Consider the following 26,592-nt stretch of genomic DNA (forward strand, 5'->3'; position numbering starts at 1 on the left):
AGTTATGTATAGCAAACCCGACAGGTTTTTAAAACCTGTCGGGTTTGTTGTTTGGGTAGATTTTAAAATTTCTTTCTAAATCTTAAGAATAACACTATTGGAATAATACAGATAGCTATATATATTTTAAGTTTATTATTTCGCTCAATTTCTTGTGAAACATTTATATTCTTTTGATCTTCGTAAGCAAATCTTGAAGTTTTATTGTCTAAGTACCATATGTATAATGAATCATTATGTTTGGCCATGTATTCGGATATTTCAGATTCATGCGATTCATGATTTAGAACATTTCCGTTATTGAAGTAATGGTTTGTTGATTTTAAAGATGATGAACTTTTTCCGCTTCTGGTCGAAGATATTTTTGTAGAGTCAATTTTTACTTTAATTTTTGTAAACTCTTTTTCGTTTTTGATAACTTTATAATTGTCAGAAAACTCAATAATGAAAAGTATAGCCGTAAAAGAGGAAAAACCTAATATTGCAAGGAGCAAAACTGATAGAAAACTTTTTCCATCATTTTGAGATTTTTGTTTCATGGGGAATAAATTTCTTGATAGCAAATATAGTAAACCCGACAGCTTTTTAAAACCTGTCTGGTTTGTCAATTTATGTCTTCTGAAAACAAAACGTTCTAATCTAGCCCCGATAGAAGTGGAAATCCTTTTATGGTGGGGTTCACCATAAAAGATTGTAACGGATAGCGGGACTAAACGTCTTGAAAAACCTAAATTTTGCTGCTTCTAATTATCATATTGATAATCATAGCGGTTTTGTTTTGTAGATTCAGAAATTTGTAGTAATTTTGCAGTCCTTTTGGCAGAGAAGAGTTTCCATTAGGAATCAACTATTTATGTAAAACAACTTCTGTATTTTCTATCGCATGGAGAAACTCGAGAAAAACAGAATACAAATTTTTTTATCAGCATGTCTGAACAATTAAAATCACAAGAAGAGTTTTTAGCAAATTTTAACTGGCATAACTTCCAAGAAGGAATTGATGCAGTAGATGAGAAAAACTTACAAGAGTTTGAAGAACTAGTATCAAAAACTTTCATCGCTACAGATCAAGAAGAAGTAGTTGAAGGAGTTGTTGTTAGAATTACAGATAGAGACGTTATCGTTGATATCAATGCTAAATCTGAAGGTGTTATTTCTTTAAACGAATTCCGTTACAACCCAAACTTAAAAGTAGGTGACAAAGTAGAAGTATTAATCGACATCCGTGAGGACAAAACAGGTCAATTAGTATTATCTCACAGAAAAGCACGTACTATCAAATCTTGGGATAGAGTTATTGCAGCTAATGAAACTGGAGAAATCGTTAACGGTTTTGTTAAATGTAGAACTAAAGGAGGTATGATCGTTGACGTATTCGGTATCGAGGCGTTCTTACCAGGATCTCAAATTGACGTTAAGCCAATTAGAGACTACGATGTATATGTAAACAAAATGATGGAATTCAAAGTGGTAAAAATCAACCACGAATTCAAAAATGTTGTTGTATCTCACAAAGCTCTTATCGAGGCTGATATTGAAGTACAGAAAAAAGAGATCATCGGTCAATTACAAAAAGGACAAGTATTAGAAGGTGTTGTTAAAAACATCACTTCTTATGGTGTGTTCATTGACTTAGGTGGTGTTGACGGATTAATTCACATTACTGACCTTTCTTGGAGCAGAATCAACCACCCAAGTGAAGTTCTTGAATTAGACCAAAAATTAAACGTTGTAATCCTTGATTTCGATGATGAGAAAACAAGAATTCAATTAGGATTGAAACAATTAAACGCTCACCCATGGGATGCTTTAGATGCTAACTTAACTGTTGGTGATAAAGTTAAAGGTAAAGTAGTTGTAATCGCTGATTACGGTGCTTTCATCGAAGTTGCTGAAGGTGTTGAAGGTTTAATCCACGTTTCTGAAATGTCATGGTCTACTCACTTACGTTCTGCTCAAGATTTCGTAAAAGTTGGAGATGTTGTTGAGGCAGTTATCTTAACTCTTGACAGAGACGATCGTAAGATGTCATTAGGTATCAAACAATTATCTCAAGATCCATGGACTGACATTACTTCTAAATACCCAGTAGGTTCTAAACATACAGGTATCGTTAGAAACTTTACAAACTTTGGTATTTTCGTAGAATTAGAAGAAGGAATTGATGGATTAATCTACATTTCTGACCTTTCTTGGACTAAGAAAATTAAACACCCATCTGAGTTTGTAAACGTTGGTGAAAAACTTGATGTTGTTGTATTAGAATTAGATGTTGAAGGACGTAAATTATCTTTAGGTCACAAACAAACTACTGCTAATCCTTGGGATCAATACGAAGATTCTTTCGCTGTAGGAACTATCCACAATGGTGAGATTTCTGAAATCGTTGACAAAGGAGCTACTGTAGAATTCGGAGATGATATCGTTGCTTTCATTCCTACTCGTCACCTTGAAAAAGAAGACGGAAAGAAATTGAAAAAAGGTGATACTGCTGATTTCAAAGTAATCGAATTCAACAAAGAATTCAAAAGAGTAGTTGCTTCTCACACTGCTATCTTCCGTGAAGAAGAAGAGAAAAACGTGAAAGCTGCAACTGAAAATACTTCATCTAACTCTACTACTAATGCACCAGCTGCAACTTTAGGAGATAACAATGATGTATTAGCTGCATTAAAAGCTAAAATGGAAAAAACTGAGAAAAAATAATTCTTAGTTTCCTCTAAATAGAAAGTCCCACAGAAATGTGGGACTTTTTTATTCGGTAATACTATGATTATTGTGAGGCAAGCAATTTTTTTTCTTCATTACTGAAATTATCAACAACAACATAAGTATCAATTCTCGAAATTGCCATTTCATCCAAAATATCTACTAAATTTTTAAAATTAGATTTTTTGCTTGGTTTTATCATTACAATAGGTCCCCTTGATGCGTCTCCATAAAAATCAAATATCCTTCTTTTTTGACTTTGAAGTTCTTTACGAATCCCATTTTTTCCGTATTCAATTTCTTTAGGAGCTTGCAATGGATAGTCTAGAAAACCGTTATACATAATTATTTTATCATTTTTATCTAATAAGACAGTTATTAATCGATGTTCTGTACCAGCTCCACAACCACCGAAACGTCCACAAGTTGAACCATCATAATCAGGTAAACTCAGATCCATAATTTTTGGTTTTGATAATTCGCCAACAACCATAAAAAATATAATCAGGAGAAAGGAAACACTGACCATTGCAGTTAAATCAATCCTTGAGTTTAATTTTTTACTTCTCACTTTTTGCGGTAGGTTTTTCATGATTTTTTGTGTTTTGGTTACTTGATAATTTCTAATTAGATGCTAATAGTTTTGTTTCTTCTGGAGTAAAATCATCAACTATTGCGTAAGTATCAATATTAGCAATTTTCATTTCATCCAATATTTCTACTAAATTGCCATAATTTGACTTTTTACTTGGTTTTATAATTACAATTATGCCACTTTTTGGTTTTCCAAAAGAAGTCATTAAATCGTTTACTTCTTTCTTCTTGCTTAATACTTCTTTTCGGATTTCCTTTTCCCCGGATTTAAATTCTTTTGGTAGTTCCATCGGAAATTCTAATAAACCAGAATAAGTTATTATTTTGTCATTTTTATCTAAAAGTATTGTATACAAACGATTAGCTTTAATGCAAGCGATAGCTCCTCTACACACATCTTTTTCTGGAAGAGCAAAGTCTGTAGTTTTTGGTTTCGATAATTCACCAACAACCATAAAAAATATAATCAGCAGAAAAGAAACACTAACCATGGCAGTTAAATCAACTCGTGAGCTTAATTTTTTACTTCTTACTTTTTGAGGAAAGTTTCGCATGTTTTGAGATTTTATTAAAATAAAATTATTTAGATGCTAATAATGCTGATTCTTCGGGTGTATAATAATCAACAATAGCGTATGTTTTTATATTGGTAATTTTTATCTCATCGAGAATATCAACCAAATTACCATAATTAGATTTTTTGCTTGGTTTTATTATAACTTCAACTCCTTTTCCAGGTCTACCTAATTGCGAAGAATAATCTAAAACCATTCGATCTCTTCTTAATAATTCTTCTCTTATTCCGTTCTTGCCATATTTAACCTCTTTTGGGGCTTCGATAGGAAAAAACAATAATCCTGAATATGTAATTATTTTGTTGTCATCATCTAAAAGTATGGTCATAGTACGATTTTCGTCGGGTTTATTACATCCAAGATCTGGTCCGCAACCTCTTTCATGAGATGGGAATTCAAAAAGTTTCGGTTTTGATAATTCGCCAACAACCATAAAAAATATAATCAGCAGAAAAGAAACACTGACCATTGCGGTTAAATCAACTCTTGAATTCAGTTTTCTGCTTCTAACTTTTTGAGGAAGGTTTTTCATAAAAATATTTTTTTAATTTGAAGCTAGTAATTTAGATTCTTCTACAGTAAAATCGTCAACTATTGAATAGTTTTCAATTTTAGCAATTTTCATTTCATCTACTATATTAACTAAACTACCATAGTTTGAGTGCTTACTTGGTTTTATAATAACGACCACTCCGCTCATTGGCCTTCCTTCAGAAATCATATAATCGCGAACTTCTTTCTTTTTGCGGAACACTTCTTGTCTTATTTCATTTTTCTGAAATTTAAATTCTTTTGGTTTTTCCATCGGAAATTCTAACAAGCCTGAATAAGTAATCATCTTTCCGTTTTTATCTAACAATATTGTAAACAGCTGACCGACTTTGACACATCCAATATTTTCTATGCACGCATATTTTTCGGGTAAATAAAGATTCTTTTTAGGTAGTTTTGATAATTCGCTAACAGCCATAAAAAATGAAATAAGTAAAAAAGAAACACTTACCATTGATGTTAAATCGACTCTTGAGTTTAATTTTTTACTTCTGACTTTTTTGGGTAGATTTTGCATATGATGTTTTTTTAATTAGAAGCTAATAACTTTGTCTCTTCAGGTGTGTAATAATCAACAACGGCGTAAGAACTAATTCCTGTAATGTGCATCTCATCAAGGATATTGATCAGATTACCGTAGTTAGATTTTTTGCTTGGTTTAATTATTACCATTACACCTCTTTCAGGTTTTCCATTTTCGGCAGAATATTCATGTACTTTTTTATTGATATTTATCAATTCCTTTCTTATTCCATCTTTTCCGTAATGAACTTCTTTTGGATTTTGAATTGGTGCATATAGCAATCCCCTATAAGTTATCATTTTATCGTTTTTATCAAGTAATATTGTTAAAATACGCTTTTCATCAGGATTATTGCATCCAGGTTCTGGTCCACCACAACTTTTATCACCATTTCCAAAATCCATAATTTTAGGTTTCGATAATTCACCAACAACCATAAAAAATATAATCAGGAGAAAGGAAACGCTGACCATTGCTGTTAAATCAACTCTTGAACTCAATTTTTTACTTCTTACTTTTTTTGGTAGATTTTGCATAGAAATATATTTTTGGTTTACTAAAGTTAATAATAAAAGTAATGTAATCGGTGTTGAGAAATTAAAAATAAATTAAAATATTTTTTGAGGTTAATGTCTTGTATCTAAGCTGTTTTTGATGATTTTTTAATAATGTTTGAAGTTTTTTACAATTCTTTTAAAACCAAAACAATTATTCCAGCGTAAATGAGCTTATAACTTAAAAAGTAATAAATATGAAAACTAGAAAATTTTTAGCAGTGGCATTTTTAGCATTAGGATTTGCATTTACATCTAATGCGCAAAAAACTGTAATGGTTGGTGGCGCTGCCATGTATCCAAATAAAAACATTATTGAGAATGCTGTAAATTCAAAAGACCACACAACATTGGTTGCAGCTGTAAAAGCAGCAGATTTAGTAGAAACTTTAAAAGGTAAAGGACCTTTTACTGTTTTTGCTCCAACAAATAAAGCTTTTGACAAATTACCAAAAGGTACGGTAGAAAATCTTTTGAAACCAGAAAACAAAAAAATGCTGCAAACGATCTTGACCTATCATGTGGTAGCAGGAAAATGGAATGCATCTGATATTGCTAAAGCAATTAAAGCGGGTAAAGGTAAAGCTGCAATTAAAACAGTAAGCGGTGGTACATTAACTGCTTGGATGGACGGAAAAGATTTATATATTTCTGACGAAAATGGTAACAAAGCAAAAGTAACAATCGCAGATGTAAACCAGTCAAACGGTGTAATTCATGTTGTAGACGCTGTATTATTGCCTAAAAAATAAATTACCAAATACAAATTATCTATCGAAAAGTCCTGTAATTACTCAGGGCTTTTTTTTGTTATGTGATCTTTAAAAATGTAAATTAGAGAAGCAACGGTAAAGAAAATCGGTAAAACAATAAAATCTTTATTTCCTTCGGCCACTACTAACCAGATAAAGTTAAGTATTACAATTAAAACTATAAGAGAATATCTAATCTGTTCATTTGTTGTTAAAATATTCTTTGTTAGAAGATAGAAGACAAGACTTGAAAGAAAAACTAGAAATAATGATCCAAATAAAATTATTAAGATGATTACAATGCTCCTTTCATCCTTTTCACGCTCATCAATAAAATTACTAATTAACCATATAATAAATGAAAGACTGAAAAGCCCGTTTATCACTTTGCAGTATTGCCAAAAATCTTTCACTTAAGATTTATTTTTTAGCAGTTAAAGTACTTCCGGCAGAAGCGATTACAACACAAACTACAGCTAATATTTCGTATAAACTTAGTTTTTCCTGCAAAAATATAAAAGCGCAAATTGAAGCTGCAGCGGGTTCTAAACTCATTAAAATGCTAAAAGTTCTTGGCGGAAGCTGTCCTAAAGCTTTCATTTCTAAAGTAAACGGAATTGCACTGGATAATAAAGCCAAAGCAACTCCCATTCCTAAAAACGTAGGAGTAAGGTTAGAGAATCCGCTGCTGAAGAAACCAAACGGAAGTATTAGAATTCCGGCAAACAACATTCCAGTAGAAACGGCTTTTCCATCATCCATTATTTTAGAAATTTTTCCTCCTAAAATAATATAAGCAGCCCAGAATCCTCCCGCAGCTAATGCGAATAAAACACCAAGCGAATCAACTTTTGTATTGTTCCAAGGAGCAATTAAGATGATTCCTAAAGCTGCCAATAATACCCAGCAATAATCTACAAGTCTTTTAGAACCAAAAATAGCAACTAATAAAGGGCCTATAAATTCCAGCGTTACTGCAAGTCCGATTGGGATTCTTTCTATGGCATAATAAAAAACGAGATTCATTGCGCCAAGTGATAATCCGTACGGAACAACGATTTTCCATTGAGCTGGTGTAATCATTTTGAGATTAGGACGATAGGCCAAAAGTAAAATTAAAGCTGAAATTCCAATTCGTAAAGAGGCTGCGGCAGCCGCACCAAGTGCAGGAAATAGGGTTTTAGCAATTGCAGCACCGCATTGGACACTTATAATAGCAAGAAGTACCGCCGGAATAGGAGGTATATTGATTTTTTTATTTTTCATGAATAAATTGAAATAATGTTAGAAATGCTTCTTAAAACATTCTAAATCGAGTAGGTATTATGAAGGATTATGAAGGGATGAAAATACTAATCCAAAGCACGCTTCGTGACATAAGCACGATATCCAATAATTGCCATTTGCCATTTTTTAGCTTTAGAAATATCTAAACCTTGTTTAGTAAAACTTGGCAAAAGGATTTTATTTAGTTTGGCTAAAATTTTATACATGGCAGATTTGTTTTTTCAAAGATATAAAAAAAAGACTTTACGTTGCAGTAAAGTCTTTTTCTCATGATTTTTAGAATGTTTTATTGAAGGATCATAAGGAGGTTTTTATCTGGACCATTTTCAATATTTACAACATTTTTAGGTGCTTCAACCCAACCCGTTTTATTGATTACAAACTTGAACATATACGTTTTATTTTTTTCAAATTTTGATTTCGGAATCTTCAATTCAAATGAATTTTTGTTTTTTCGAATCATTTGAAAATCTTTATCCTCTGGATTCCAATTATCAAAAGAACCTGCGATCGAAACACTTTTAACCAAATCAGGATTCAAAAGTTTATCGTGTTCATAGGTAAAAACAACATTTTCGTCTTTTAATTCATAACCGTAAATTCCAGTTTGTTTATGAGTGTCTGCTAATAATTCATTGGTAATATATATAATTGCTTCGCCTAATGCATTTCCAGTATCATCATCGCTGATATTTACAATAATCGAAAGTCCGAAATTACGTTCTGGATAAACGATCAGCATATTTTGGGTTCCGAATGCGCCGCCGTGTTTCCAGCAGTTTTGTCCGTTATCGTCTACTTGAATAAAATCCCAGAAATAACCATTCCATCCTGTCGCGCTATTCAGTAAATTACGCTGTGATTCTTTTATAATTTTATTTTTAGTATTCAATTCATAATTAATGAATTTAAGCAAATCACTTAAAGTAGATTTTAAACCTCCTGCTGCCATCCATAGATTATCTGAAATATTGGGCATTAAAACTCCTTTTTTGTTATAGCCGTTTGCGATTACCGCCTCTTTATTTAAAGTAATACCGCTGTTATTCATATTGAGTTTAGAGAGAATATTTTCTTTTAAAAGTGTTTCATAACTTTTCTGATAAATATTTTCCAGCATATGCGCGGCAAGATTTAAACTTCCGTTGCAATATTTAAATTTAGTTCCTGGAACCGTGTCTAATTTCATTTTCTTTAAATCCTCAAAAAACTTTTCTCGACTGTAATCATCGTCCATTTTTTTGAAGGCTAAATAACTGGTGTCGTTTCTGTTTTTTCGCAATTCAGAGTTGTCTGGCAGGTCTTTTTCAAAACCAGACCGAAAAGAAACTAAATCTTTTATTTTTATTGGAATTCCTTGATATTCTAAATTAGGATAAGATCCTGTAATATATTTTCGAATATCATCTTCAGGATTTACTTTTCCCTCTGTTACAGCTTGTGCCATAAGTAATCCTGTAAATAATTTAGTTACCGAAGCGACTTCAAAAACAGTATTATTATTGGCGGTATTGTATTTGCCTTTATCAATTTCGCCATAATGACGCGTATAAGTTTTGCCATTTTTTACAACACCAATAGAAACCGAATTTGCTTTTGACTTTTCGATTAGTTTAGAAGCTGTTTTATCCATTGCTTCTAAAATCTGTTTTTCGGCATTTTTATGCTGTGCTGAAATAGAAAAGGCAAAAAAGGTTATACTTAATAAAAAGATATTTTTCATTTTATCAGCTTTAATTTCAATGTTATGATTTTTTCCTTAGTTCACTTTTATTGTGAATTTATTTTTTGAGATAAAAAAACCAGTGCATAAAACACTGGTTTTTAAAGTAAAATTAAATTAATTTAAGATTTACTGCTGTAATTTTTTTCCTGTTTTCTCATTTCATCAGCCTCTTTCTTCATTTCCTTAGCCTGCTTTTTCATTTCAGCCGCTTGCTTTTTCATTTCTATGGCTTGTATTCTAATTTCTCTTTCTTGAAGCTTTATATCTCTTTCTTGGAGTCTGATTTCTTTCTCTTGAAGTTTCATGTCTTTATCGTCAAACTTGAAATCAAAATTGTAATTGAAATTCATATCTTTTTGATATTTATTCATTTCAGATGCGTATTTATCCATGGCAATTTCATATTTAGCCATTTCTTTTTCAAAAATAGCCTCGCGTTTTGCCATAGTTTCTTCCATGTCTTTTTCAAAAGCTCTCATATCTGGCTCAAAAGCTGTCATTTTTTTCTCGAACTCGGCCATATCTTTTTCAAATTTTGCCATCGCTACTTTATCGTCAGCATCTTTTGGTGGTTTTGGCGCTTTTGGCATTTTAGACATATCCATTACAGGTGTTTTTGGCATTGGTCCCTGCGGAAAAACAGGTGGAACGGGTGGAGTCGGAGGTATTGGTGCATCAGAATCATTAAAGTTTCTTATCACAACTCTTTCAGAATTTACGGCAACTGGTGCATTTGGCGGTGTTGGCGGATTAAGTCCTTCAATGCTAATTGTTTTAGCGCCATTATTGTCTGTTCCTATCGCGAAAGTTAAATCTTTAATAGCCTTATTTCCATTCATAGAAACAGTTTGCTTTTTCCCTGATTCCGATTTTAACTCAATTTGTATTGCTGTCAATTCTTTTTCAGCGTTTCTTTTTACATCAGAAGCTTTAAAATCAAGATTGTGATTGGATTTTAATTTTCCTTTCAAATCATCTAACTCCTTGTCTGTTGTATTTTTTGTGATGGTAACAAGTTCTTTAGTTTCTTTGATCGTATCTTTTTGAACAACAGCTGCTGTTTCTTTTTGTTTCTTTTCCTGCGCAATAGTTTCTATTTGAAAAAGCAATACAAAAGCACCTAACGCAGGGATCACGGCATAGTATTTCCAGTAATTTCTCTTTTTTGATTGATTTTTGTTTAACATGACAATTCGTTTTTTGATTAATGATTGATAAAAATGATTGGTAATGGCAACGCAGGTTTCGTGCGTTGTGATTTTTAAAAGCGTGTATTGATACGCTTTTTTGTCGGTGATTTTTTTAGAAGCCTCGCTGTCGGCAATAAATTCTAGATTCTGCAGAATTGCTTTTTTGTAAAGCCAGATTATTGGGTTAAACCAGAATAAAATACAGAAGATTCGGGTAATCAAAACATCAATTGTATGCTTTTGATCGCTGTGCACTTTCTCGTGTTCCAGAATATTTTCTAATTCAGACGCTGTATAAAGTGATGAGTTAAATACAATGTAGTCAAAATAAGAAAAAGGAGCAATGTTTTCATTCACATCAATAAATTTAAAATCTTCTTGCTGTTGAATTTTTCTTCCTTTTAAAACAGCATTTAAACTGTAGAAATCCAAAGCAAATTTGATCATAAAAGCAACAAATCCGATTCCGTAAACGATTAACGAAACTAAATTCCAATTGATTTCGAAACTTTTTTCTTCTGCGGCAATCTGCAGTTTATAAACTGGTGTATAATTATAATCCTGAACCGCATCTGCCGTTGATGCTGTCTGAACAGCTGCCGTTGTAGATACGGTTGGAATAGGAGCCGGCGCTGGAGCCGGCTCAATCCATATAATTTTAGTGTAAACGACAAAAGGCAGAACAACTGAAGTAATTAAACCAGCCAAAAGAAAAAAGCGGCTACTGTTAAAAAATGTTTCTTTACGAAGTAGAAAAATGTAAGCAAAATAAAACGTTGCCAGCAATCCGCTTGATTTTAGAATAAAAATAAAAAGTGCTTCCATGATGGTTTTGATTAGTTTACTTCTTGTGTTTTTTCGATCATCGCTAAGATTTCGCGTAATTCATCAGCAGAAATTTTTTCTTCTTTAGCAAAAAACGAAACCATACTTTTATAAGAGCTATTAAAATAATTGTCAATTGCTGTACTCATAAAACCTTTTCTGTAATCTTCGATGCTTACATTTGGATAATACTGATGCGTGTTTCCAAAAGCTTTATGGGCAACATAACCTTTCTCTTCCAGATTGCGAACAATAGTCGAAAGCGTATTGTAATGCGGCTGGTCTTCTAAAATCTCTGCTTGAATTTCTTTTACAAAAGCTTTTTCCAGCTTCCATAAAATATGCATGATTTCTTCTTCTTTATTAGTTAGCTTTTGCATTTTACGTTTTTTTAATTTAAAGACAGGATTAGTTACGAGTCTGGATAATTAGAACACCGTCTTTTCCTTTTTCGCCGTATTTACTTGTTGCAGATTCTCCTTTAAGTACATTTACAGACTCAATATCTTTTGCATTAATTTCGTTATAATCAAAACCAGCAGGCATTTCTTCACCGTTAACGATAACTAGCTGCTCTCCGTGTTTAGCTTTTCCACCATTAGAAATTGCAATAGTAGAACTTCCTTTAGTAGTAATTACTTTTGTAGTAGTATTGTCATTATTTGTAATTACAGTAGTGCTAACACTTGTATTAGTATCGCTATTAGTTTTTGTACTAGTATTAGAATTAGAGTTAACATTGTTTTCTGTTTTAGTAGTTAGTTTTTTGCTCTTCACAATTTTTGGTTCGCCTTTTGAATCAGCAGTTTGAATTCCGACTTTTTTGCTTCCGTCTTTGTCTGTAGTCACAATAACTCCAAAGTCATCAATAACAGAATTGTCACGAGTTTGGATAGATTGTGCCACTTGTTTTCCATTTTTAATGTCAATTCTAAGTGACGTTAAGTCGTTGTTCGAATTTCGTTTAATTTCAGAAGCTTCAAAATCTATGTTGTGTAATGATTTTAAATTCTCTTTAATTTTTTTTAGTTCTGCATCGGTAGAACTTTTCTTGATTTTGTAAACGTCTACAGAGGCAATTTCTCCATTAATTTCTTTTGTTGTCTGCTGTTTTTCTTTAGCAATTACTTCAACTTGAAATAAAAGTACAAAAGCGCCTAGAGCTGGTACAATTACAAAATGTTTCCAAATACTTTTCTTGTTTGATTGATTTTTGTTTAACATAACGATTCGTTTTTTGATTAATGATTGATAAAAATGATTGGTGATCGCAACACAACTTTGATGTGTTGTTATTTTTAAAAGCGTGTATTGATACGCTTTTTTGTCTTCTATTTTTTTGAAAGCTTCACTGTCGGCAATAAATTCCAGGTTTTGTGTAATTGCTTTTTTGTATAACCAGATGATCGGATTAAACCAAAAAAGTATACAGAACACTCTTGAAATTAAGACGTCTACAGTATGATTTTGATCGCTGTGAACTTTTTCGTGTTCCAAAATATTCTCTAATTCTGATGAACTATACAGTGATGAGTTGTATACGATATATTCAAAATAAGAGAAAGGAGCAATGTTTTCGTTTAAATCAATAAACTTAAAATCGGCCTGCTGCTGAATCTTTTTTCCTTTTATGATTGAATTTAATTTGTAGAAATCTAAAGCAAATTTGATTAGAAGCGTCAAAAGTCCGATTCCGTACAGAAATAACAATATGTAATTTAATTGTAATGGATTTTCTTTTTGAATTCCTTCTGTATTATAAATTTCATGAAAATTTAAATCCGAAGCTGGAGTAGGATCTATCCAGACAGTTTTGGTATAAACCATAAACGGAAGCAAAACTGAAATTCCTAATCCCATTAATAAGAACCATCTGTTGGCATTAAAAAAGGTTTCTTTTCTTAGCAGAAAATGATAAGCTGTATAAAACAACGCCAATAAAGCGGATGATTTTAGGATAAAAATAAAAAGTGCTTCCATAACCAATTATTTTTTAAGTTGTTACTTTTCTTCTTTAGGATTTTCGATTGCGTCTAAGATTTCGCGTAATTCGGCTGCAGAGATTTTTTCTTCTTTAGCAAAAAACGAAACCATACTTTTATAAGAACTATTAAAGTAATTATCGATTGCAGTTTTCATAAATCCTTTTCTGTAATCTTCGATTTTTACAACCGGAAAATATTGGTGTGTGTTTCCAAATGCATTATGGCCAACATATCCTTTTTCTTCAAGATTGCGAACGATAGTAGATAACGTATTATAGTGCGGCTGATCTTCAGTAATTTCTGCTTGAATTTCTTTTACAAAAGCTTTTTTCAGCTTCCATAAAATCATCATGATTTCTTCTTCTTTGTTTGTTAACTTTTGCATCTCCTTTAATTTTAATCAAACCTACAACTATTTTTCTAGTTACGCAACTAAAAAAATAGTTATTTAACTAAAAATTAAGTTTGATTTGGTTTTAGAGCACAAAATTGCTATTCAAATTTATATTTAATAAATTGAATTACAATAGTTTAAAATGAAAATAGTGTTTTATTGAGCTTTCTCTGTCACCAAAGCTTTTTTGATCCAGAAACAACAGATCGTAGCAATTACACCAATAATAGCCATAAATAACCAATTGATTTGATAGCCCAAACGAGTAATAATTTCAAATCCAACTTTTGAACTGATGATATGGGCAAGGCTAAAACTCATAGTATACAGGGCCATATAACGACCTTCTTGACCGTGTGGCGCACGGCTCAGCGCAAAAGCATTTGAAAATGGGAAAGTCAAAATCTCTCCGATAGAAATACAAATCATACTGACAACCAATATTCCTGCCCAGAAATTAATGAGCAATAAAAAGAAACTTAGCGCCATTATAAAAGAACCAAGAATAATGACTCTTATTTTAGGAAAACCTTTTCGCTCTATAAAGCCGACTGTAGGCATTTCAAGGGCAAAAATCAAAAGTCCGTTGAGTGTCATTAAAAGTCCTGTTTGAAATTCGCTTAAACCAAATTTTTCATTATGATATAAAGGTAAAGTGGTAAAAAGTTGAAAGAAAATCATTGCCGTAACAAAACTCACAAACAAGAAAACCCAGAAGATCTTGTCATGAAAAACCGATTTTACTTCTGGAGCACTTTCGATTTTATCTTCTAGTTTTTCTTTTTTCTTTTCTTTCACTAAAAATGCAAAAATGGAGATGGACACAATACAAGAAGCGCCGTCAACCCAGAACAAACCAGGATATCCGATTCCCATAATAATCAAACCGCCAAGTGCAGGTCCAGCTGCAAATCCTAAATTTACCGCTAAACGAACCAAAGTTAAGGCACGTGTTCTATTTTCAGGTTTTGCGTAAGCACCCAAAGACACAAACATTGCTGGTCTAAACATATCTGCAATAACCATTAATAAAAACATGGCAATACAAAGTGCCCAAAAAGTCGTAATATATTGTATAAAAAACAACGAGACTCCACTTGTAAAAAGACTGAAAATCATTATTTTATAAAACCCAATTTTATCGGATAATTTACCGCCAAGCCAAGAACCAAGCATAGACCCTAAACCAAATGCGACCATAATCCATCCGACTTGATTGTAGCTGAATTGTAGATCTTCCTTTAAATATTTTGATAAAAAAGGAAGCACCATGGTACCGGCGCGGTTGATAAAAGTAATAATGGCAAGAATCCAAATTTCACGGGAAAATCCTCTGAAATTATTAATGTAATGGGTAAAAGCGGTTTTGAACATTTTTGGTGATAGATTATCGGTGCAAAGTTAGGAAACTTTGTGCAGCTAACCGGTTGTTGTTTTGTTACTTTTGAACTATTTTTGCATAAAATTTCTAAGATGAAAACTCTAAACGCCATAGTTTTATTACTGGCTGTTAACTTTGGTTTTGCACAAAAACAATTTAATAAAGCCGACGCCGAAAAATTTCAGAAAACAATTAATTCTGAATATGCTGATCCTAAGACAAGTCCGTTGATGGAAGAGGATTTAAAGACTTTTAAAACTTTAGATTTTTATCCTATAAATAAAGCTTTTTTTGTAAATGCTAAATTGGTGAAAGCAAAAAACGAAAAGGTTTTTGAAATGAAAACCACTGGAACCAGAACACCGCAATACATTAAATACGGAACATTGTATTTTAAAATTAACGGAAAAGACTTGCAGTTGAATGTGTATAGAAATATCGAACTTTCTAAACAAGAAAAATATAAAAATCATCTTTTCCTGCCGTTTTCGGACTTAACAAGCGGTAAAGAAAGTTATATAGGCGGGCGATATATTGATTTAGAAATTCCGAAAAGCAATACCATTGCAGTTGATTTTAATCAGGCGTATAATCCGTATTGTGCTTATAATCATAAATATTCTTGTCCGCTTGTGCCGCTTGAAAATGATCTGAAAGTAGAAATTAAAGCAGGAGTGAAAACTTTTCATTAATGAAATACTTTAATTTTCATACTCATCAATTTACCAATCAATCAGATATTTTAGAATTGGTCAATCAATATCCAAAAGATTTTGATGAAGCTATTCCATACTATTCTATTGGAATACATCCTTGGTATATTGACGAAAATCGTTTAGAAATCGATTTGAAAATTATAGAAGAAAAATTACAGACGCAAAATTGTCTGGCAATTGGAGAATGCGGATTGGATAAAAGAATTGAAATTCCGTTTGATTTCCAAGTTTCTGTTTTTGAAAAACAATTGATTTTAGCAGAAAAATATAAAAAACCTGTTGTAATACATTGCGTAGCGGCGTATCAGGAAGTTGCTGCAATTAAAAAAAGAATGAATATCTCGGTTCCGATGATTATTCATGGTTTTGCAAAAAATAATCAAGTTGCCGAACAATTAATTAAAGAAGGATTTTATCTGTCGTTTGGGAAATATTTATTGAAAAATCCAGATTTAAAAACCGTTTTTATCAATGTTCCAAATGATCGTTTTTTTCTAGAAACAGACACAATAGAAGAAACAATAAAAGAAGTTTATGAATTGGCTTCGAAATATAAAAAATTAAGTGTAAAAGAGTTAGAAGAGGTTATTTCAAGTAATATAATGGAGGTTTTTAAATATGAATTATGATTTATTGCAATTCATAGCTAAAACCTGAAACTTGAAACCTGAAACAAAAAACAAGAAAAACAAAATAGAGAATATGGCAGAATGGACAGAAAGAGCTGAGCTTTTATTTACTAAAGAAGGATTAGAAAATCTAAAAAAATCTAATGTATTAGTTGTCGGATTAGGTGGTGTTGGATCTTTTGCAGCTGAATTTTTAGCGAGAGCGGGAGTAGGGAACATGACAATTGTAGACGGAGATGTTGTAGATATTACCAATATTAACAGACAATTACCAGCGTTGCATTCGACTGTTGGAGAGCCAAAAATTAAAATTGTAGGAGATCGTTTAATGGATATCAATCCAGAATTGAATCTGACGCGCGTACAGGAATTTCTATCTCCAGAAAGAGCTTTTGAGATCGTTTCTTCAGAATTTGATTATGTTTTAGATTGTATCGACAGTATAACTCCAAAATTGAATTTGATTATTGCTGCAAAACGTAAAAGAGTAAAAATCATAAGCAGTATGGGAGCGGGCGGAAAAATGCTGGCTTCTAAAGTAAAAGTGGCCGATATTTCTAAAACGGTTAACTGTTATTTCTCTAAAACGATTCGTAAACGTTTAAGAGAGTTTAAAATCAATAAATTGAAAGTAGTTTTTTCTTCAGAAATCCAAGACGAAAAAAGCTTAAAATTAACCGACGGAAAAAACTTCAAAAAATCTTTCTATGGTACAAACAGCTATATGCCAGGATTATTTGGTTTACACGCCGCAGAAACAGTGATTAGATATTTGTTAGCTAAATAGTTACAAAGGTTCTAAGTTGCAAAGGGACAGAGTTTCAAAGTTTTAAATGTCAATGAAATTCTAGTAACCTACAACCTTTTTCCCTTTGAACCTTAGTACCTCAGAACCTTAAAAAAAAATGATTAAAACAGTAATTTTTGATATGGACGGTGTTATTGTAGACACAGAACCGGTTCATCGTTATGCATATTATTTACAATTCTCAGAATTGAATATTGAAGTTCCTGAGGAAATGTATACCTCATTTACAGGATTTTCGACGCGAAATACATTTCAAACATTAAAAAACAATTTTCCTTCGATCGAACATGAAGTTGAAGATCTGATTCAGCGAAAAAGAAATATTTTTAATGATGCTTTTGATACGAAAGAAGATTTGTATCTTTTAGAAGGTGTTGAAGATTTAATTAAAGATTTGTATCACAATAAAATACAGTTAATATTAGCTTCTTCTGCATCAAAAGTAACTATAGAACGCGTTTTTACAAGATTTAATCTTCATCAATACTTTTCGCATATTGTGAGCGGGGAAGATTTTCCTCAGTCAAAACCTGATCCAGCTATTTTTCTTCATGCCGCATCATTGTCGATCGCGCCAAAAGAAAATTGTATCATTATCGAAGACAGTACGAATGGTATAAAAGCAGCAAAAGCAGCCGGAATTTATTGTGTAGGGTATCGAAGCGAACATTCAAATTTACAGGACTATAATCAAGCAGATTTGGTCATAGATCATTTTAGCGAGTTAAATGCTGAAAAAATATCACAGCTGCCTGCTTGAATTATGTAATATTTAACATTTGTTCCCTAATTGAATTTGTAAATTTGAACAAACAAAAAAAGACAGAAGAATGAAAAAACTACTTATTGCGTTAGCCCTTATTATAGCGCCATTAGCAGCAGATGCACAAGTGAAAACACCTCAGGCAAGTCCAAAAGGATATATAAAACAAACAGTTGGTTTAACTGATGTAGAAGTTACTTACTCTAGGCCAGGTGCAAGAGGGAGAGCAGTTTTTGGTAATTTGGTTCCATTTGGAAAATTATGGAGAACGGGTGCAAACGAAAATACAATTATCAATTTCAGTGATGATGTTATTATTGATGGAAAAACGTTGAAAAAAGGGAAATATGCAATTTATACAGTTCCTAGAATTGAAAGCTGGGATGTAATTTTTTATCTTTCTACTGATAACTGGGGATTGCCAGAAAGCTGGAATGAAAATTATGTAGTTTTAAAAACTACTGTAAAAGAAGATGCACTTCCAACTCCTGTTGAAACTTTTACAATCGGCATCAATGGTTTAGATCCAAATTATGGATATTTAGAAATGGCTTGGGAAAACTCTCATGTTGCATTGAAATTTGAAGTTCCAACTGCAAAAACTGCTGTAGCAAGTATCGAGAAAACTTTGGCAGGTCCAAGTTGGAATGATTATTATGCGGCTTCTCAATACTTATTTCAATCAAACGGAAACATGGAAACTGCAAGAACTTACGTAGACAAAGCGTTGGATATGAGTGCAGATAAACCATATTATGTAACAAGATTAAAATCATTGATTCAAGCAAAACAAGGCGATAAAAAAGGAGCGCTAGAAACTGCAAAAGCTTCTTTAGCTGCTGCAGAAGCTGCAAACAATGCTGATTACGTTAAATTGAACAAAGACAGCATCGCTGAATGGAGCAGATAAACTTTTAAAATTCAATTTTATAATTCAAAATTCCAAGACTTTCGAGTTTTGGAATTTTTTTTGAAATAAATACAGACAGACTTGTCTGTATGTTTAAATAATTATTTACATTTGTATTCTAATTATAGAAGAGATGCAGCCAAAAGAAAGAATTTTAGAAAAGACATTTACTTTATTTCATAAGCAAGGTTATAATGCCACAGGAATCAATCAGATTATTGAAGAGGCTAAAGTGGCAAAAGCGAGTTTTTATCAGCACTTTAAATCAAAAGAAGATTTGTGTGTTGCTTTTTTAGAAAAACGACATTCTTTTTGGTTTGACGAATTATTAAAATTCACCGTGAATGCAGAAGATTTAAATGCAAAGGTTGTCGCATCATTTGATTTTTTAGTCTTCATGAATAAAAAGGAAAATTTTAGAGGATGCAGCTTTTTAAATATACTTTCAGAAATTCCGTCCGATAATACTAAAATACTTAACGTTATTCAAAGTCATAAAAATGATTTACGTGCTTATTTTCTGGAAATTGTAACAGATGAATTAGTATCAGATCATATTTATCTGCTTTTTGAAAGCTGTATAATCGAAAGTCAATTGTTTAAATCAAATCAGTTAATAGAACAATCAAAAAAAATAATTCAAACTTTAATTTTAAAATAATGGAACAGAAATTACCATTGCCGCCTTTCACTTTAGAAACGGCATTAGAAAAAATCCAATTGGCAGAAGATGCCTGGAATAGTCAAGATCCTGAAAGAGTTTCAAAAGCGTACACTATTGACAGCGAATGGAGAAACAGAGATAAATTTGTAAACGGACGTGAGGAAATTGTACCGTTTTTGACTGAAAAATGGAAAAAAGAGCGTAATTATAAATTGAAAAAAGAATATTGGGCTCATACTGATAATAGAATTGCGGTAAGATTTGAGTATGAATATCAAGATCTTGAGGGGAAATGGTTTAGAGCTTATGGAAATGAAAACTGGGAATTTGACGAAAATGGCTTAATGCAAAAAAGATTTGCAAGTATTAATGATCTTCAAATAAAAGAAGAAGACAGAAAATTAAAATAATCTCAATGACTAAATTTCAACACATAGAAATATAGATTTTAGCATAATAAAAAAAGATAATTCGAAAGAAACTTGTTTCACATATATATAACTATGTGAATTAAGTCAAAACGAAACGCCTTTTTTAGACTCAAAAAAACTATGTTTCTATGTGTTGAATAATTTCACCCAACGGGTTAACTAATTCATGCTCGGCGGTTCAGGAATCTTGATCGTTCGTTTGATTTTCTTTACAATCAGCAAATAAAATGTAATACCGCCCAGAATAATCAGTAAAGCAATCTGAAGCTGGGCGATACTATTATTTTTATTGTATAAAGCGTTTGCAGCAGCAAGTTTCAATTTTCCTTCTTCAATCTGAATCTGTGACAGGTTTTCTAAAGTTTTTAAAGCTTCGCCGCTTGAAAATGCAATTTTACTCCAGTTTTTATTAGCTGCTTGGGTATTTATTTCTTTGCAGGAAAGCAAAAAATTATCAAAATACTCTTTTTCTTTATTGGTTAAAACTGTTTTAGCATACAAATTATCGATGTCATGAACGATATCGAGTGTATGTATAATTTCATTCTTTTTAATATTGTCACTTAAATCTAGTTTCTCGGCTTCAGATTTAATAAAATGCAACTGTTTTGAATATTGAAAAATATAATGCGCTACGACCAGTCGATCTTTGTAAATCGCATTGATATTTTCGTTTACGTTTTTAGAATTCTGCAGTGTATTAAAGTTACCAAGCAATATGATAAGCATTACAACCAACAATATAAAAGCCGCTTTAGTTTTGTTGCTGTATTTTTTTTGATCTTTCATAAAGCTTTATATAAAAAGTAACTCACTCAAAGATAGAGATTTTGACTCTTATATTTAAAAAATAAGCTTTGCCAAAGTTTAAAACTTTAACAAAGCTAAATGTCGAGTAATGCAAATAAAATTTAATTACTAAAATATTTTAATTTGGTGAGAACTTCTACATTTTTAATTGAACCAATTGGAGTTATCTCAATATTTTTCTGCCCTTTCGCAATATAAAAATAATACATACTATTTGTACCAAGTATGCTGACCTGCCTAGATTGATCATCACTAAAATAAATAGTATGATCGTATTTTAACTTGTTTGCGGCAATTCTTTCATTTGTAAAATAACCTCCTGCAATTCCTGTTCCGATAAAAAAGGATAAAAGAGTCATTGCAAGTGTTTTTAAAGCAACTTCATTATAATATTTTTTTGCTTGTTCAGTAGATAAACCTTCAATAGATTTTAGTTCAAGCATTTTTTGAAGGAACTTATTCTGATTATGTTTCAATAAAATTCTGGGAAGATAATAGTGATAAACAAACATTCCGATAATAGTAACTAATATAATTGGGCTTGAAGTTATGTAAGCAATTGGACTAATCAGAATATCCATTATCGAAGAATAATTCAAAATATTGATTCCAAATTGATAATAATAAAGGCTTTCTTTTAAAATTCCTAATACAACTAGATAGAGATAGCCTAGTGGCAGTAGTTTTTCAATGTCTACAGAGAAATTCATTTAGTTTTCGGTTAGAGATCAATATAAAAACAAATATTCTATGAGAATTTTCGCCTTAATTAAATCTGTTTTTGGAAGACTAAAATAGTGATTTTACTTACAACGATGAAAAGAATTAGAAATAAATCCTAAAGTCTGGATTCCTTTGTTAAAAAAAATACCTGTCAAAGTTTACTAAGACAGGCATCAAGATTATTTAGCAGCATTTTGATTTATCAATAACTGAGTTTGTTTGTTTACGATTTCTGCTGCTTTGTGTAGAAAACTTGGCGAAACACATTCTCCATACCTAATGTAAACGGTGTGATTATCGTCTTCCAGATTTTCGTTTTTCTGTTTTTGTGTGAGATAGCTGTCCATACCGCTAAATAAATACACAGGATTTCCTTCTTTATATAACTGCGTTGCAATTCCAATCAATCTTTTTTCGGCTGCAAATTGTATGTCTTCTTCTTTGTAAGACAATAAAAACATACATTCAAGCAAAGAACAAAATTTTACACTTTTTAAGGCTGGATATTTCTCAAATATTTCATTTCCCTGGTTTAGATTTTCAAAACATTTTGTTTCTAATTGGGCAGCAACCAAAGTGTCTTTTACTTCTCCAATATCTAAAACTTCTTGGCTTTTCATTGTAAAGCTGTTAATCAAAAACAGAAGAAGTATTATTCTCAAAATCATTATTCTAAAATTATACTTTCTTCGTCATTTTTTCCTCTAAAAAATATAATCTGAATCAACAACGCCAGAACAATTGTCAAAATGGCTCCGATAAAATTCAGCCATAAATAACCTAGTTTTTCCTGAGTATAAATCATGAAATAATAAATCACAAAAATCGTCAGCTGACTTATTATAGCACTTATAAACATTGATTTTGCTCGAACTCGTTTCAAATAAAAACCAACAAGGAAAATACCTAAAACCGTTCCGTAGAAAATAGAACCAATAATATTTACGAGCTGAATCAAATTTTCAAACAAAGTTCCGACACACGCAAAAAGTATGGCCACAATTCCCCAGAAAAGCGTAAAAAATTTAGTAGCATTCAAATAATGTTTCTCAGATTTCTCTGTTTTAAGATTTCGCTTATAAATATCTATAGCCGTTGTAGATGCCAATGCAGTAAGTCCAGAAGCTGTTGATGACATCGCTGCAGAAAGAATTACAGCCAATAAAAGTCCGATTAGACCTTTTGGAAGATAATGCAGGATAAAGTGAAAAAACACGTAATCTTTATCATTAGTTTCTGAATTGCTGTCGGCTCTCGATATAATTTCTTTTGCTTTTTCGCGTAAATCTTTTTCTTTGTTAGATAAGGTTACCAATTCTTTTCTTAGAATAGGATTGTCGTAATCTTGATTTAACTGATCAATATAAAGCAGATTAATTACTTTTTTGTCTTCAGAAAGTTTGGTCAATTTATTTTCTAAAGTCTTGTATTCTTCTTTATAAGCCGATTTTTCGATTATAATTTTATTATTAGGATTAAAATTTAACGGCACTGGATTGAACTGAAAAAAGACAAAAACCATAACTCCTGTCAAAAGGATAAAAAACTGCATGGGTACTTTTAAAAGTCCATTCATAATTAATCCCATCTGACTTTCTTTTACGGATTTTCCAGACAAATAACGTCCAACCTGAGATTGATCGGTTCCAAAATAGGCGAGTGCCAAAAAGAAACCGCCGGTAATACCGCTCCAAAATGTATATTTCTCTTCTGGATCAAAAGAAAAATCTACAATATTCATTTTGTCGTTTGCTCCTGCAATGTGCAGTGCACTCGTAAAAGTCATGTCGTTTGGCAGATAATGCAGAATCAAGAAAAAGGTAATAAACATTCCAGACATGATTACAAACATTTGTTGTTTCTGCGTTACGTTTACTGCTTTTGTTCCACCTGAAAAAGTATAGATAATTACCAAAAGACCAATAATGATATTCATTATCGTTAAATTCCATCCTAATAAAGCCGATAGAATAATCGCTGGTGCATAAATAGTTAAACCAGTTCCTAAACCTCTTTGTACCAAAAACAAAATAGCAGCAAGAGAACGTGTTTTAATATCAAAACGTCTTTCTAAGAATTCGTAAGCTGTAAAAACTTTGCTTTTATGGTAAAGCGGAATAAATGTCACACAAATCACAATCATCGCAATTGGCAGACCAAAATAGAATTGCACAAATCCCATTCCGTCATGATATGCCTGCCCTGGAGTCGATAGAAAAGTAATGGCGCTGGCTTGCGTTGCCATTACAGAAAGTCCAACAGTATACCAAGGTGTTTCGTTGTTTCCTAAAATAAAATCTTCGACATTTTTACTGCCTCGGGTTTTCCAGGAACCATATCCAACAATAAACAAAAGCGTAACAATAAGTACGATCCAATCAAATAACTGCATAATTTAGGAGTATAATTGCATGATTAAGAAGAAAATAACAATATAGACGGCATTAGCTACTAAGACATAGGTGTAGCTTTTTTTCCATTTTTTTTGCTTTTTAGGTTCCATTTTTATTGTTTTAAATCTTGGTTAGCTTCGATTGGCTGTTTCAACGAAATCATGTTTGATAATAGTCTGTAAGCGCCGGCAACGCCTTCTGGTAATTCTCTAAAGAAACTCAAACCGGTATAAATGTAATATCCTTTCCCGTATGGAGCTACTAACAAGGCTCCTTTTTTGGCAGATTCTCCTTTGTCATGAGAGGATAAAATAGGAGTAAAGGCATCGTCGTATTCATTAGGATAATAAAGTCCTTGTTCTTGTTTCCAGCCTTCAAAATCTTTTGTTGAGATTTTATTTGGCGTGTTCAAAATAGGATGATTTGGCGCTAAAAAAGTAACTTTTGCATTTTCTTCCGTAACGCGGTCGTTCGAGATTTTTAACGGATACGGCGCCAGCTGATTAGTAACCGTTTTTCCATATGTATTGTACTGTACAATCATATTTTTACCGCTTTTTACAAAATTGAAAAGAATGTTTTGCTTGTTTGCTAAAGCATTCACTGTGTTGTAAGCACGAACACCAGTAATTACAACATTAAAAGAGTCAAGTCTTTCTGGCGTAATTTCTTCTGGTTTCAAAATGGTAACTTTGTAACCCATTTGTGCCAGACTTTCTGGAACTTCGTCACCAGCACCCATAATGTAAGCAATCGCGTCTCCGTTTGTTTTTAAATCAATACGAATTGCTTTTGATTCGGCTGGTTTTAAAACCATTTGTTTTGTAATATGATTAAAATCGATAATCGTTTCGTCTTTATCAAAACGTTTACCATCAACCACTGCAACACTTTTTAAAGTAGATTCTTCTGGATTTACAGGCGGTGTAACTTCAAAATAAAATGTCTGCTCATTTCCTTTTTTACTTAATACAAACGGAATTTGTTTTGGAGAAATGATCCAGTTTTTTGGCAATTCTAACTGTAGATTGCCGCTGACATTATCTTTTCCTGCACGAACTTTTACAGGAACCATCTTGCTTTTGGTATCTCTAAAGATTAAAACTCTTTCTAGGATTGAAGTTGTAACTTCTGGAACAATGTCTAAGAAATTGTACATTTCGCCTTTTACACCATCATTATATTTATAAACAACGGTTCGTTCAAACGGAAATTCAACTCCATTAATTTTTACATTAAAAACAACTTTTACTTGTCTTATAATATCTGCAATTCCAATTTGTTCTTGATTTGAAACAGTGTACATTCCAACCGTTGCTTTTTCTTTTAACCAATACGGCTGTGTGTACTCTAAATTTTCTGGAAGTTTAATTTCCAGATTGATTTTTTCGTCGTTATTATTTTTTAAAACGCTGTTTTGAACAATTGTTTTTTGATCAGGAAGTGTTGTAATGCTCGTTAACTGCATGTCAATAGTACATCTGTTAATCGCTTCAAGACTTAATTTTAAAGAACTTCCCGGAGTTACTTCTTGTTCATTTGCAACAGCTTCAAGATACAATCCAGAAGCAGAAGCAATTATGTTTTTAACCGCTTCAGATTTTAATTTTTTCCAATGATCATCTTCTAAGCTTTCAATCATTGTATAAACTTTAATCAAATCTGGAATGCTGGCAGATGGATTACTGAAGTTGTATTTTGCGATAATTGTCGAAATCAATTCACCAATTGGTTTTCCGTTTTTAACACGGTTCCAAGAAGTATCAATTCCATCAAATAATTGATCACGGTCTTTAGGAGTATCACCATTAATCAATTCTAAATATTCAGTTTCTAGACCACGAACACCTGTACTTCCAAACCCTTGCGATTGATGACGGCTTCGACTCAAAGCAGCAATTTCCTGATTCGATTTTCCGATTCCAGTATAATAAACTCCAGTTTCAAGTTTCGTGAATTTTGATTTATTAGCAGCATCAAATTTTTCCTGACTTCCGTAAAACCACCAAGACGGATTAAAAAACTGTCTTTTTACCTGCCAAGGTTTTACATATTTTAATTGTTCAGGATAAACTTTAGGATCGTTTGTAAGTTTAAAACTTTCTACACTTAACATCGCAGATGATGTATGATGTCCGTGAGTAGTTCCTGGCGAGCGGTGGTCAAAACGGTTGATGATAATATCCGGCTGAAAATTTCTAATTGTCCAAACGACATCGGCCAAAACTTTGTCTTTATCCCAGATTTCAAGAGTCTCGTCTGGGTTTTTAGAAAAACCAAAATCATTAGCACGCGAAAAGAATTGTTCTCCTCCGTCTATTTTTCTGGCTTCTATAAGTTCTTGTGTTCTAATTACACCTAGAAGTTCGCGCAATTGCGGACCAATTAAATTCTGTCCGCCGTCGCCGCGTGTCAGCGATAAATATCCAGTTCTCGCATTCATATCATTCGCTAAATAAGAAATTAAGCGTGTATTTTCGTCATCTGGATGTGCTGCCAGGTATAAAACAGAGCCTAAGAAATTTAGTTTTTTTATTTGGTTATAAATTTCTACCGAGTTCAGTTTTTGAGGCTGCTGCGCAAATGAAACGGAAACACTTATTAAAAATAAAAGGAGAATTTTTGCTGGAATTTTTTGCATAGGTTAATTAGTATTTTTGAAAGTGGTTCAAAAATACTAATTATATCTTTTAACAGT

General features: G+C 32.1%; 28 protein-coding genes. 9 read left to right on the top strand and 19 right to left on the bottom strand.

The features are described from left to right. Window positions 1–62: 62 nt before the first annotated feature. Window positions 63–539: a hypothetical protein gene (locus ACFSC2_RS19720; protein WP_379812721.1), complete on the bottom strand. Its 477-nt coding sequence runs from the start codon at window positions 537–539 to the stop codon at window positions 63–65. Window positions 540–927: 388 nt separating this feature from the next. Between ACFSC2_RS19720 and rpsA the strand changes: the two genes are divergently transcribed. Continuing rightward, window positions 928–2,706, top strand: a complete 1,779-nt coding sequence (rpsA, locus tag ACFSC2_RS19725; protein WP_379812722.1) for a 30S ribosomal protein S1 — start codon at window positions 928–930, stop codon at window positions 2,704–2,706. Window positions 2,707–2,773: 67 nt separating this feature from the next. On the opposite strand, the gene ACFSC2_RS19730 is transcribed toward rpsA, so the two are convergent. Genes ACFSC2_RS19730 through ACFSC2_RS19750 form a run of 5 tightly spaced genes read right to left on the bottom strand, consistent with a single transcriptional unit; the run spans window position 2,774 to window position 5,489 of the window. Further along, window positions 2,774–3,301, bottom strand: coding sequence for an ExbD/TolR family protein (locus ACFSC2_RS19730; protein ID WP_379812723.1), 528 nt, complete (start codon window positions 3,299–3,301; stop codon window positions 2,774–2,776). Window positions 3,302–3,332: 31 nt separating this feature from the next. Next, window positions 3,333–3,857, bottom strand: coding sequence for an ExbD/TolR family protein (locus ACFSC2_RS19735; RefSeq protein WP_379812724.1), 525 nt, complete (start codon window positions 3,855–3,857; stop codon window positions 3,333–3,335). Window positions 3,858–3,882: 25 nt separating this feature from the next. Further along, on the bottom strand, window positions 3,883–4,410 hold the full coding sequence (locus ACFSC2_RS19740) for an ExbD/TolR family protein (RefSeq protein ID WP_379812725.1): 528 nt from the start codon (window positions 4,408–4,410) through the stop codon (window positions 3,883–3,885). Between the two features lie 12 nt (window positions 4,411–4,422). Further along, a complete protein-coding gene (locus ACFSC2_RS19745) occupies window positions 4,423–4,947 on the bottom strand; it encodes an ExbD/TolR family protein (RefSeq protein WP_379812726.1) in 525 nt (174 codons plus the stop codon). A gap of 11 nt (window positions 4,948–4,958) precedes the next feature. Further along, window positions 4,959–5,489 carry an ExbD/TolR family protein gene (locus tag ACFSC2_RS19750; RefSeq protein ID WP_379812727.1) on the bottom strand — a complete coding sequence of 177 codons (531 nt, stop codon included), beginning with the start codon at window positions 5,487–5,489 and terminating at the stop codon, window positions 4,959–4,961. 215 nt (window positions 5,490–5,704) lie between these two features. Between ACFSC2_RS19750 and ACFSC2_RS19755 the strand changes: the two genes are divergently transcribed. Further along, window positions 5,705–6,259 (top strand): fasciclin domain-containing protein, encoded by a 555-nt coding sequence (locus tag ACFSC2_RS19755; RefSeq protein WP_379812728.1) that lies wholly within the window; start codon window positions 5,705–5,707, stop codon window positions 6,257–6,259. Window positions 6,260–6,679: 420 nt separating this feature from the next. Here the strand turns inward: ACFSC2_RS19755 and ACFSC2_RS19760 are convergent, their stop codons facing one another. From ACFSC2_RS19760 to ACFSC2_RS19795, 8 genes are all read right to left on the bottom strand, one after another. Then, window positions 6,680–7,525 (bottom strand): EamA family transporter, encoded by an 846-nt coding sequence (locus tag ACFSC2_RS19760; RefSeq protein WP_379812729.1) that lies wholly within the window; start codon window positions 7,523–7,525, stop codon window positions 6,680–6,682. Between the two features lie 86 nt (window positions 7,526–7,611). Next, entirely contained in the window at window positions 7,612–7,752 is a 141-nt protein-coding gene (locus ACFSC2_RS19765) for an SsrA-binding protein (RefSeq protein ID WP_193845785.1), read from the bottom strand. 80 nt (window positions 7,753–7,832) lie between these two features. Next, window positions 7,833–9,269 carry a serine hydrolase gene (locus ACFSC2_RS19770; protein ID WP_379812730.1) on the bottom strand — a complete coding sequence of 479 codons (1,437 nt, stop codon included), beginning with the start codon at window positions 9,267–9,269 and terminating at the stop codon, window positions 7,833–7,835. Between the two features lie 122 nt (window positions 9,270–9,391). Continuing rightward, window positions 9,392–11,287, bottom strand: coding sequence for a M56 family metallopeptidase (locus ACFSC2_RS19775; protein ID WP_379812731.1), 1,896 nt, complete (start codon window positions 11,285–11,287; stop codon window positions 9,392–9,394). Window positions 11,288–11,298: 11 nt separating this feature from the next. Continuing rightward, window positions 11,299–11,667 (bottom strand): BlaI/MecI/CopY family transcriptional regulator, encoded by a 369-nt coding sequence (locus ACFSC2_RS19780; protein WP_379812732.1) that lies wholly within the window; start codon window positions 11,665–11,667, stop codon window positions 11,299–11,301. A 28-nt stretch (window positions 11,668–11,695) separates the two neighbouring features. Continuing rightward, window positions 11,696–13,267, bottom strand: a complete 1,572-nt coding sequence (locus tag ACFSC2_RS19785) for a M56 family metallopeptidase (protein WP_379812733.1) — start codon at window positions 13,265–13,267, stop codon at window positions 11,696–11,698. Between the two features lie 21 nt (window positions 13,268–13,288). Then, the gene (locus ACFSC2_RS19790; RefSeq protein WP_379812734.1) at window positions 13,289–13,657 is read right to left on the bottom strand and encodes a BlaI/MecI/CopY family transcriptional regulator; all 369 of its coding nucleotides are present in this window, start codon (window positions 13,655–13,657) and stop codon (window positions 13,289–13,291) included. Window positions 13,658–13,822: 165 nt separating this feature from the next. After that, a complete protein-coding gene (locus ACFSC2_RS19795) occupies window positions 13,823–15,040 on the bottom strand; it encodes an MDR family MFS transporter (RefSeq protein WP_379812735.1) in 1,218 nt (405 codons plus the stop codon). A gap of 99 nt (window positions 15,041–15,139) precedes the next feature. On the opposite strand from ACFSC2_RS19795, the gene ACFSC2_RS19800 reads away from it, so the two are divergent. From ACFSC2_RS19800 to ACFSC2_RS19830, 7 genes are all read left to right on the top strand, one after another. Beyond that, window positions 15,140–15,739 carry a DUF1684 domain-containing protein gene (locus ACFSC2_RS19800; RefSeq protein ID WP_379812736.1) on the top strand — a complete coding sequence of 200 codons (600 nt, stop codon included), beginning with the start codon at window positions 15,140–15,142 and terminating at the stop codon, window positions 15,737–15,739. Continuing rightward, window positions 15,739–16,392 (top strand): TatD family hydrolase, encoded by a 654-nt coding sequence (locus ACFSC2_RS19805; protein WP_379812737.1) that lies wholly within the window; start codon window positions 15,739–15,741, stop codon window positions 16,390–16,392. Before ACFSC2_RS19800 ends, ACFSC2_RS19805 begins: the two co-directional genes overlap by 1 nt. A 73-nt stretch (window positions 16,393–16,465) precedes the next feature. After that, entirely contained in the window at window positions 16,466–17,179 is a 714-nt protein-coding gene (locus tag ACFSC2_RS19810) for a tRNA threonylcarbamoyladenosine dehydratase (RefSeq protein ID WP_379814294.1), read from the top strand. Window positions 17,180–17,297: 118 nt separating this feature from the next. After that, the gene (locus ACFSC2_RS19815; protein WP_379812738.1) at window positions 17,298–17,960 is read left to right on the top strand and encodes an HAD family hydrolase; all 663 of its coding nucleotides are present in this window, start codon (window positions 17,298–17,300) and stop codon (window positions 17,958–17,960) included. Window positions 17,961–18,030: 70 nt separating this feature from the next. Then, complete coding sequence (locus ACFSC2_RS19820) at window positions 18,031–18,873, top strand: DUF2911 domain-containing protein (protein ID WP_379812739.1); 843 nt, start codon at window positions 18,031–18,033, stop codon at window positions 18,871–18,873. 133 nt (window positions 18,874–19,006) lie between these two features. Then, window positions 19,007–19,534 carry a TetR/AcrR family transcriptional regulator gene (locus ACFSC2_RS19825; RefSeq protein WP_379812740.1) on the top strand — a complete coding sequence of 176 codons (528 nt, stop codon included), beginning with the start codon at window positions 19,007–19,009 and terminating at the stop codon, window positions 19,532–19,534. Beyond that, on the top strand, window positions 19,534–19,947 hold the full coding sequence (locus ACFSC2_RS19830; RefSeq protein WP_379812741.1) for a DUF1348 family protein: 414 nt from the start codon (window positions 19,534–19,536) through the stop codon (window positions 19,945–19,947). Before ACFSC2_RS19825 ends, ACFSC2_RS19830 begins: the two co-directional genes overlap by 1 nt. Before the next feature lie 180 nt (window positions 19,948–20,127). On the opposite strand, the gene ACFSC2_RS19835 is transcribed toward ACFSC2_RS19830, so the two are convergent. From ACFSC2_RS19835 to ACFSC2_RS19855, 5 genes are all read right to left on the bottom strand, one after another. After that, window positions 20,128–20,757: an MCP four helix bundle domain-containing protein gene (locus ACFSC2_RS19835; protein ID WP_379812742.1), complete on the bottom strand. Its 630-nt coding sequence runs from the start codon at window positions 20,755–20,757 to the stop codon at window positions 20,128–20,130. 122 nt (window positions 20,758–20,879) lie between these two features. Continuing rightward, window positions 20,880–21,488, bottom strand: a complete 609-nt coding sequence (locus tag ACFSC2_RS19840) for a hypothetical protein (RefSeq protein WP_379812743.1) — start codon at window positions 21,486–21,488, stop codon at window positions 20,880–20,882. Window positions 21,489–21,680: 192 nt separating this feature from the next. After that, on the bottom strand, window positions 21,681–22,121 hold the full coding sequence (locus tag ACFSC2_RS19845; RefSeq protein WP_379812744.1) for a hypothetical protein: 441 nt from the start codon (window positions 22,119–22,121) through the stop codon (window positions 21,681–21,683). 47 nt (window positions 22,122–22,168) lie between these two features. Beyond that, the gene (locus ACFSC2_RS19850) at window positions 22,169–23,893 is read right to left on the bottom strand and encodes a sodium:solute symporter family protein (RefSeq protein ID WP_379812745.1); all 1,725 of its coding nucleotides are present in this window, start codon (window positions 23,891–23,893) and stop codon (window positions 22,169–22,171) included. A 113-nt stretch (window positions 23,894–24,006) separates the two neighbouring features. Beyond that, a complete protein-coding gene (locus tag ACFSC2_RS19855; protein WP_379812746.1) occupies window positions 24,007–26,535 on the bottom strand; it encodes a PIG-L family deacetylase in 2,529 nt (842 codons plus the stop codon). Between the last annotated feature and the right edge of the window lie 57 nt (window positions 26,536–26,592).

Source organism: Flavobacterium artemisiae, from assembly GCF_042678225.1.
GTDB classification, from domain to species: Bacteria; Bacteroidota; Bacteroidia; order Flavobacteriales; family Flavobacteriaceae; genus Flavobacterium; species Flavobacterium artemisiae.

Excerpts from the sequence above, each read along its gene's own strand:
- ACFSC2_RS19720 (WP_379812721.1), bottom strand. The coding sequence starts at position 539 with ATGAAACAAAAATCTCAAAATGATGGAAAAAGTTTTCTATCAGTTTTG.
- rpsA (WP_379812722.1), top strand. The coding sequence starts at position 928 with ATGTCTGAACAATTAAAATCACAAGAAGAGTTTTTAGCAAATTTTAAC.
- ACFSC2_RS19730 (WP_379812723.1), bottom strand. The coding sequence starts at position 3,301 with ATGAAAAACCTACCGCAAAAAGTGAGAAGTAAAAAATTAAACTCAAGG.
- ACFSC2_RS19735 (WP_379812724.1), bottom strand. The coding sequence starts at position 3,857 with ATGCGAAACTTTCCTCAAAAAGTAAGAAGTAAAAAATTAAGCTCACGA.
- ACFSC2_RS19740 (WP_379812725.1), bottom strand. The coding sequence starts at position 4,410 with ATGAAAAACCTTCCTCAAAAAGTTAGAAGCAGAAAACTGAATTCAAGA.
- ACFSC2_RS19745 (WP_379812726.1), bottom strand. The coding sequence starts at position 4,947 with ATGCAAAATCTACCCAAAAAAGTCAGAAGTAAAAAATTAAACTCAAGA.
- ACFSC2_RS19750 (WP_379812727.1), bottom strand. The coding sequence starts at position 5,489 with ATGCAAAATCTACCAAAAAAAGTAAGAAGTAAAAAATTGAGTTCAAGA.
- ACFSC2_RS19755 (WP_379812728.1), top strand. The coding sequence starts at position 5,705 with ATGAAAACTAGAAAATTTTTAGCAGTGGCATTTTTAGCATTAGGATTT.
- ACFSC2_RS19760 (WP_379812729.1), bottom strand. The coding sequence starts at position 7,525 with ATGAAAAATAAAAAAATCAATATACCTCCTATTCCGGCGGTACTTCTT.
- ACFSC2_RS19765 (WP_193845785.1), bottom strand. The coding sequence starts at position 7,752 with ATGTATAAAATTTTAGCCAAACTAAATAAAATCCTTTTGCCAAGTTTT.
- ACFSC2_RS19770 (WP_379812730.1), bottom strand. The coding sequence starts at position 9,269 with ATGAAAAATATCTTTTTATTAAGTATAACCTTTTTTGCCTTTTCTATT.
- ACFSC2_RS19775 (WP_379812731.1), bottom strand. The coding sequence starts at position 11,287 with ATGGAAGCACTTTTTATTTTTATTCTAAAATCAAGCGGATTGCTGGCA.
- ACFSC2_RS19780 (WP_379812732.1), bottom strand. The coding sequence starts at position 11,667 with ATGCAAAAGCTAACTAATAAAGAAGAAGAAATCATGCATATTTTATGG.
- ACFSC2_RS19785 (WP_379812733.1), bottom strand. The coding sequence starts at position 13,267 with ATGGAAGCACTTTTTATTTTTATCCTAAAATCATCCGCTTTATTGGCG.
- ACFSC2_RS19790 (WP_379812734.1), bottom strand. The coding sequence starts at position 13,657 with ATGCAAAAGTTAACAAACAAAGAAGAAGAAATCATGATGATTTTATGG.
- ACFSC2_RS19795 (WP_379812735.1), bottom strand. The coding sequence starts at position 15,040 with ATGTTCAAAACCGCTTTTACCCATTACATTAATAATTTCAGAGGATTT.
- ACFSC2_RS19800 (WP_379812736.1), top strand. The coding sequence starts at position 15,140 with ATGAAAACTCTAAACGCCATAGTTTTATTACTGGCTGTTAACTTTGGT.
- ACFSC2_RS19805 (WP_379812737.1), top strand. The coding sequence starts at position 15,739 with ATGAAATACTTTAATTTTCATACTCATCAATTTACCAATCAATCAGAT.
- ACFSC2_RS19810 (WP_379814294.1), top strand. The coding sequence starts at position 16,466 with ATGGCAGAATGGACAGAAAGAGCTGAGCTTTTATTTACTAAAGAAGGA.
- ACFSC2_RS19815 (WP_379812738.1), top strand. The coding sequence starts at position 17,298 with ATGATTAAAACAGTAATTTTTGATATGGACGGTGTTATTGTAGACACA.
- ACFSC2_RS19820 (WP_379812739.1), top strand. The coding sequence starts at position 18,031 with ATGAAAAAACTACTTATTGCGTTAGCCCTTATTATAGCGCCATTAGCA.
- ACFSC2_RS19825 (WP_379812740.1), top strand. The coding sequence starts at position 19,007 with ATGCAGCCAAAAGAAAGAATTTTAGAAAAGACATTTACTTTATTTCAT.
- ACFSC2_RS19830 (WP_379812741.1), top strand. The coding sequence starts at position 19,534 with ATGGAACAGAAATTACCATTGCCGCCTTTCACTTTAGAAACGGCATTA.
- ACFSC2_RS19835 (WP_379812742.1), bottom strand. The coding sequence starts at position 20,757 with ATGAAAGATCAAAAAAAATACAGCAACAAAACTAAAGCGGCTTTTATA.
- ACFSC2_RS19840 (WP_379812743.1), bottom strand. The coding sequence starts at position 21,488 with ATGAATTTCTCTGTAGACATTGAAAAACTACTGCCACTAGGCTATCTC.
- ACFSC2_RS19845 (WP_379812744.1), bottom strand. The coding sequence starts at position 22,121 with ATGAAAAGCCAAGAAGTTTTAGATATTGGAGAAGTAAAAGACACTTTG.
- ACFSC2_RS19850 (WP_379812745.1), bottom strand. The coding sequence starts at position 23,893 with ATGCAGTTATTTGATTGGATCGTACTTATTGTTACGCTTTTGTTTATT.
- ACFSC2_RS19855 (WP_379812746.1), bottom strand. The coding sequence starts at position 26,535 with ATGCAAAAAATTCCAGCAAAAATTCTCCTTTTATTTTTAATAAGTGTT.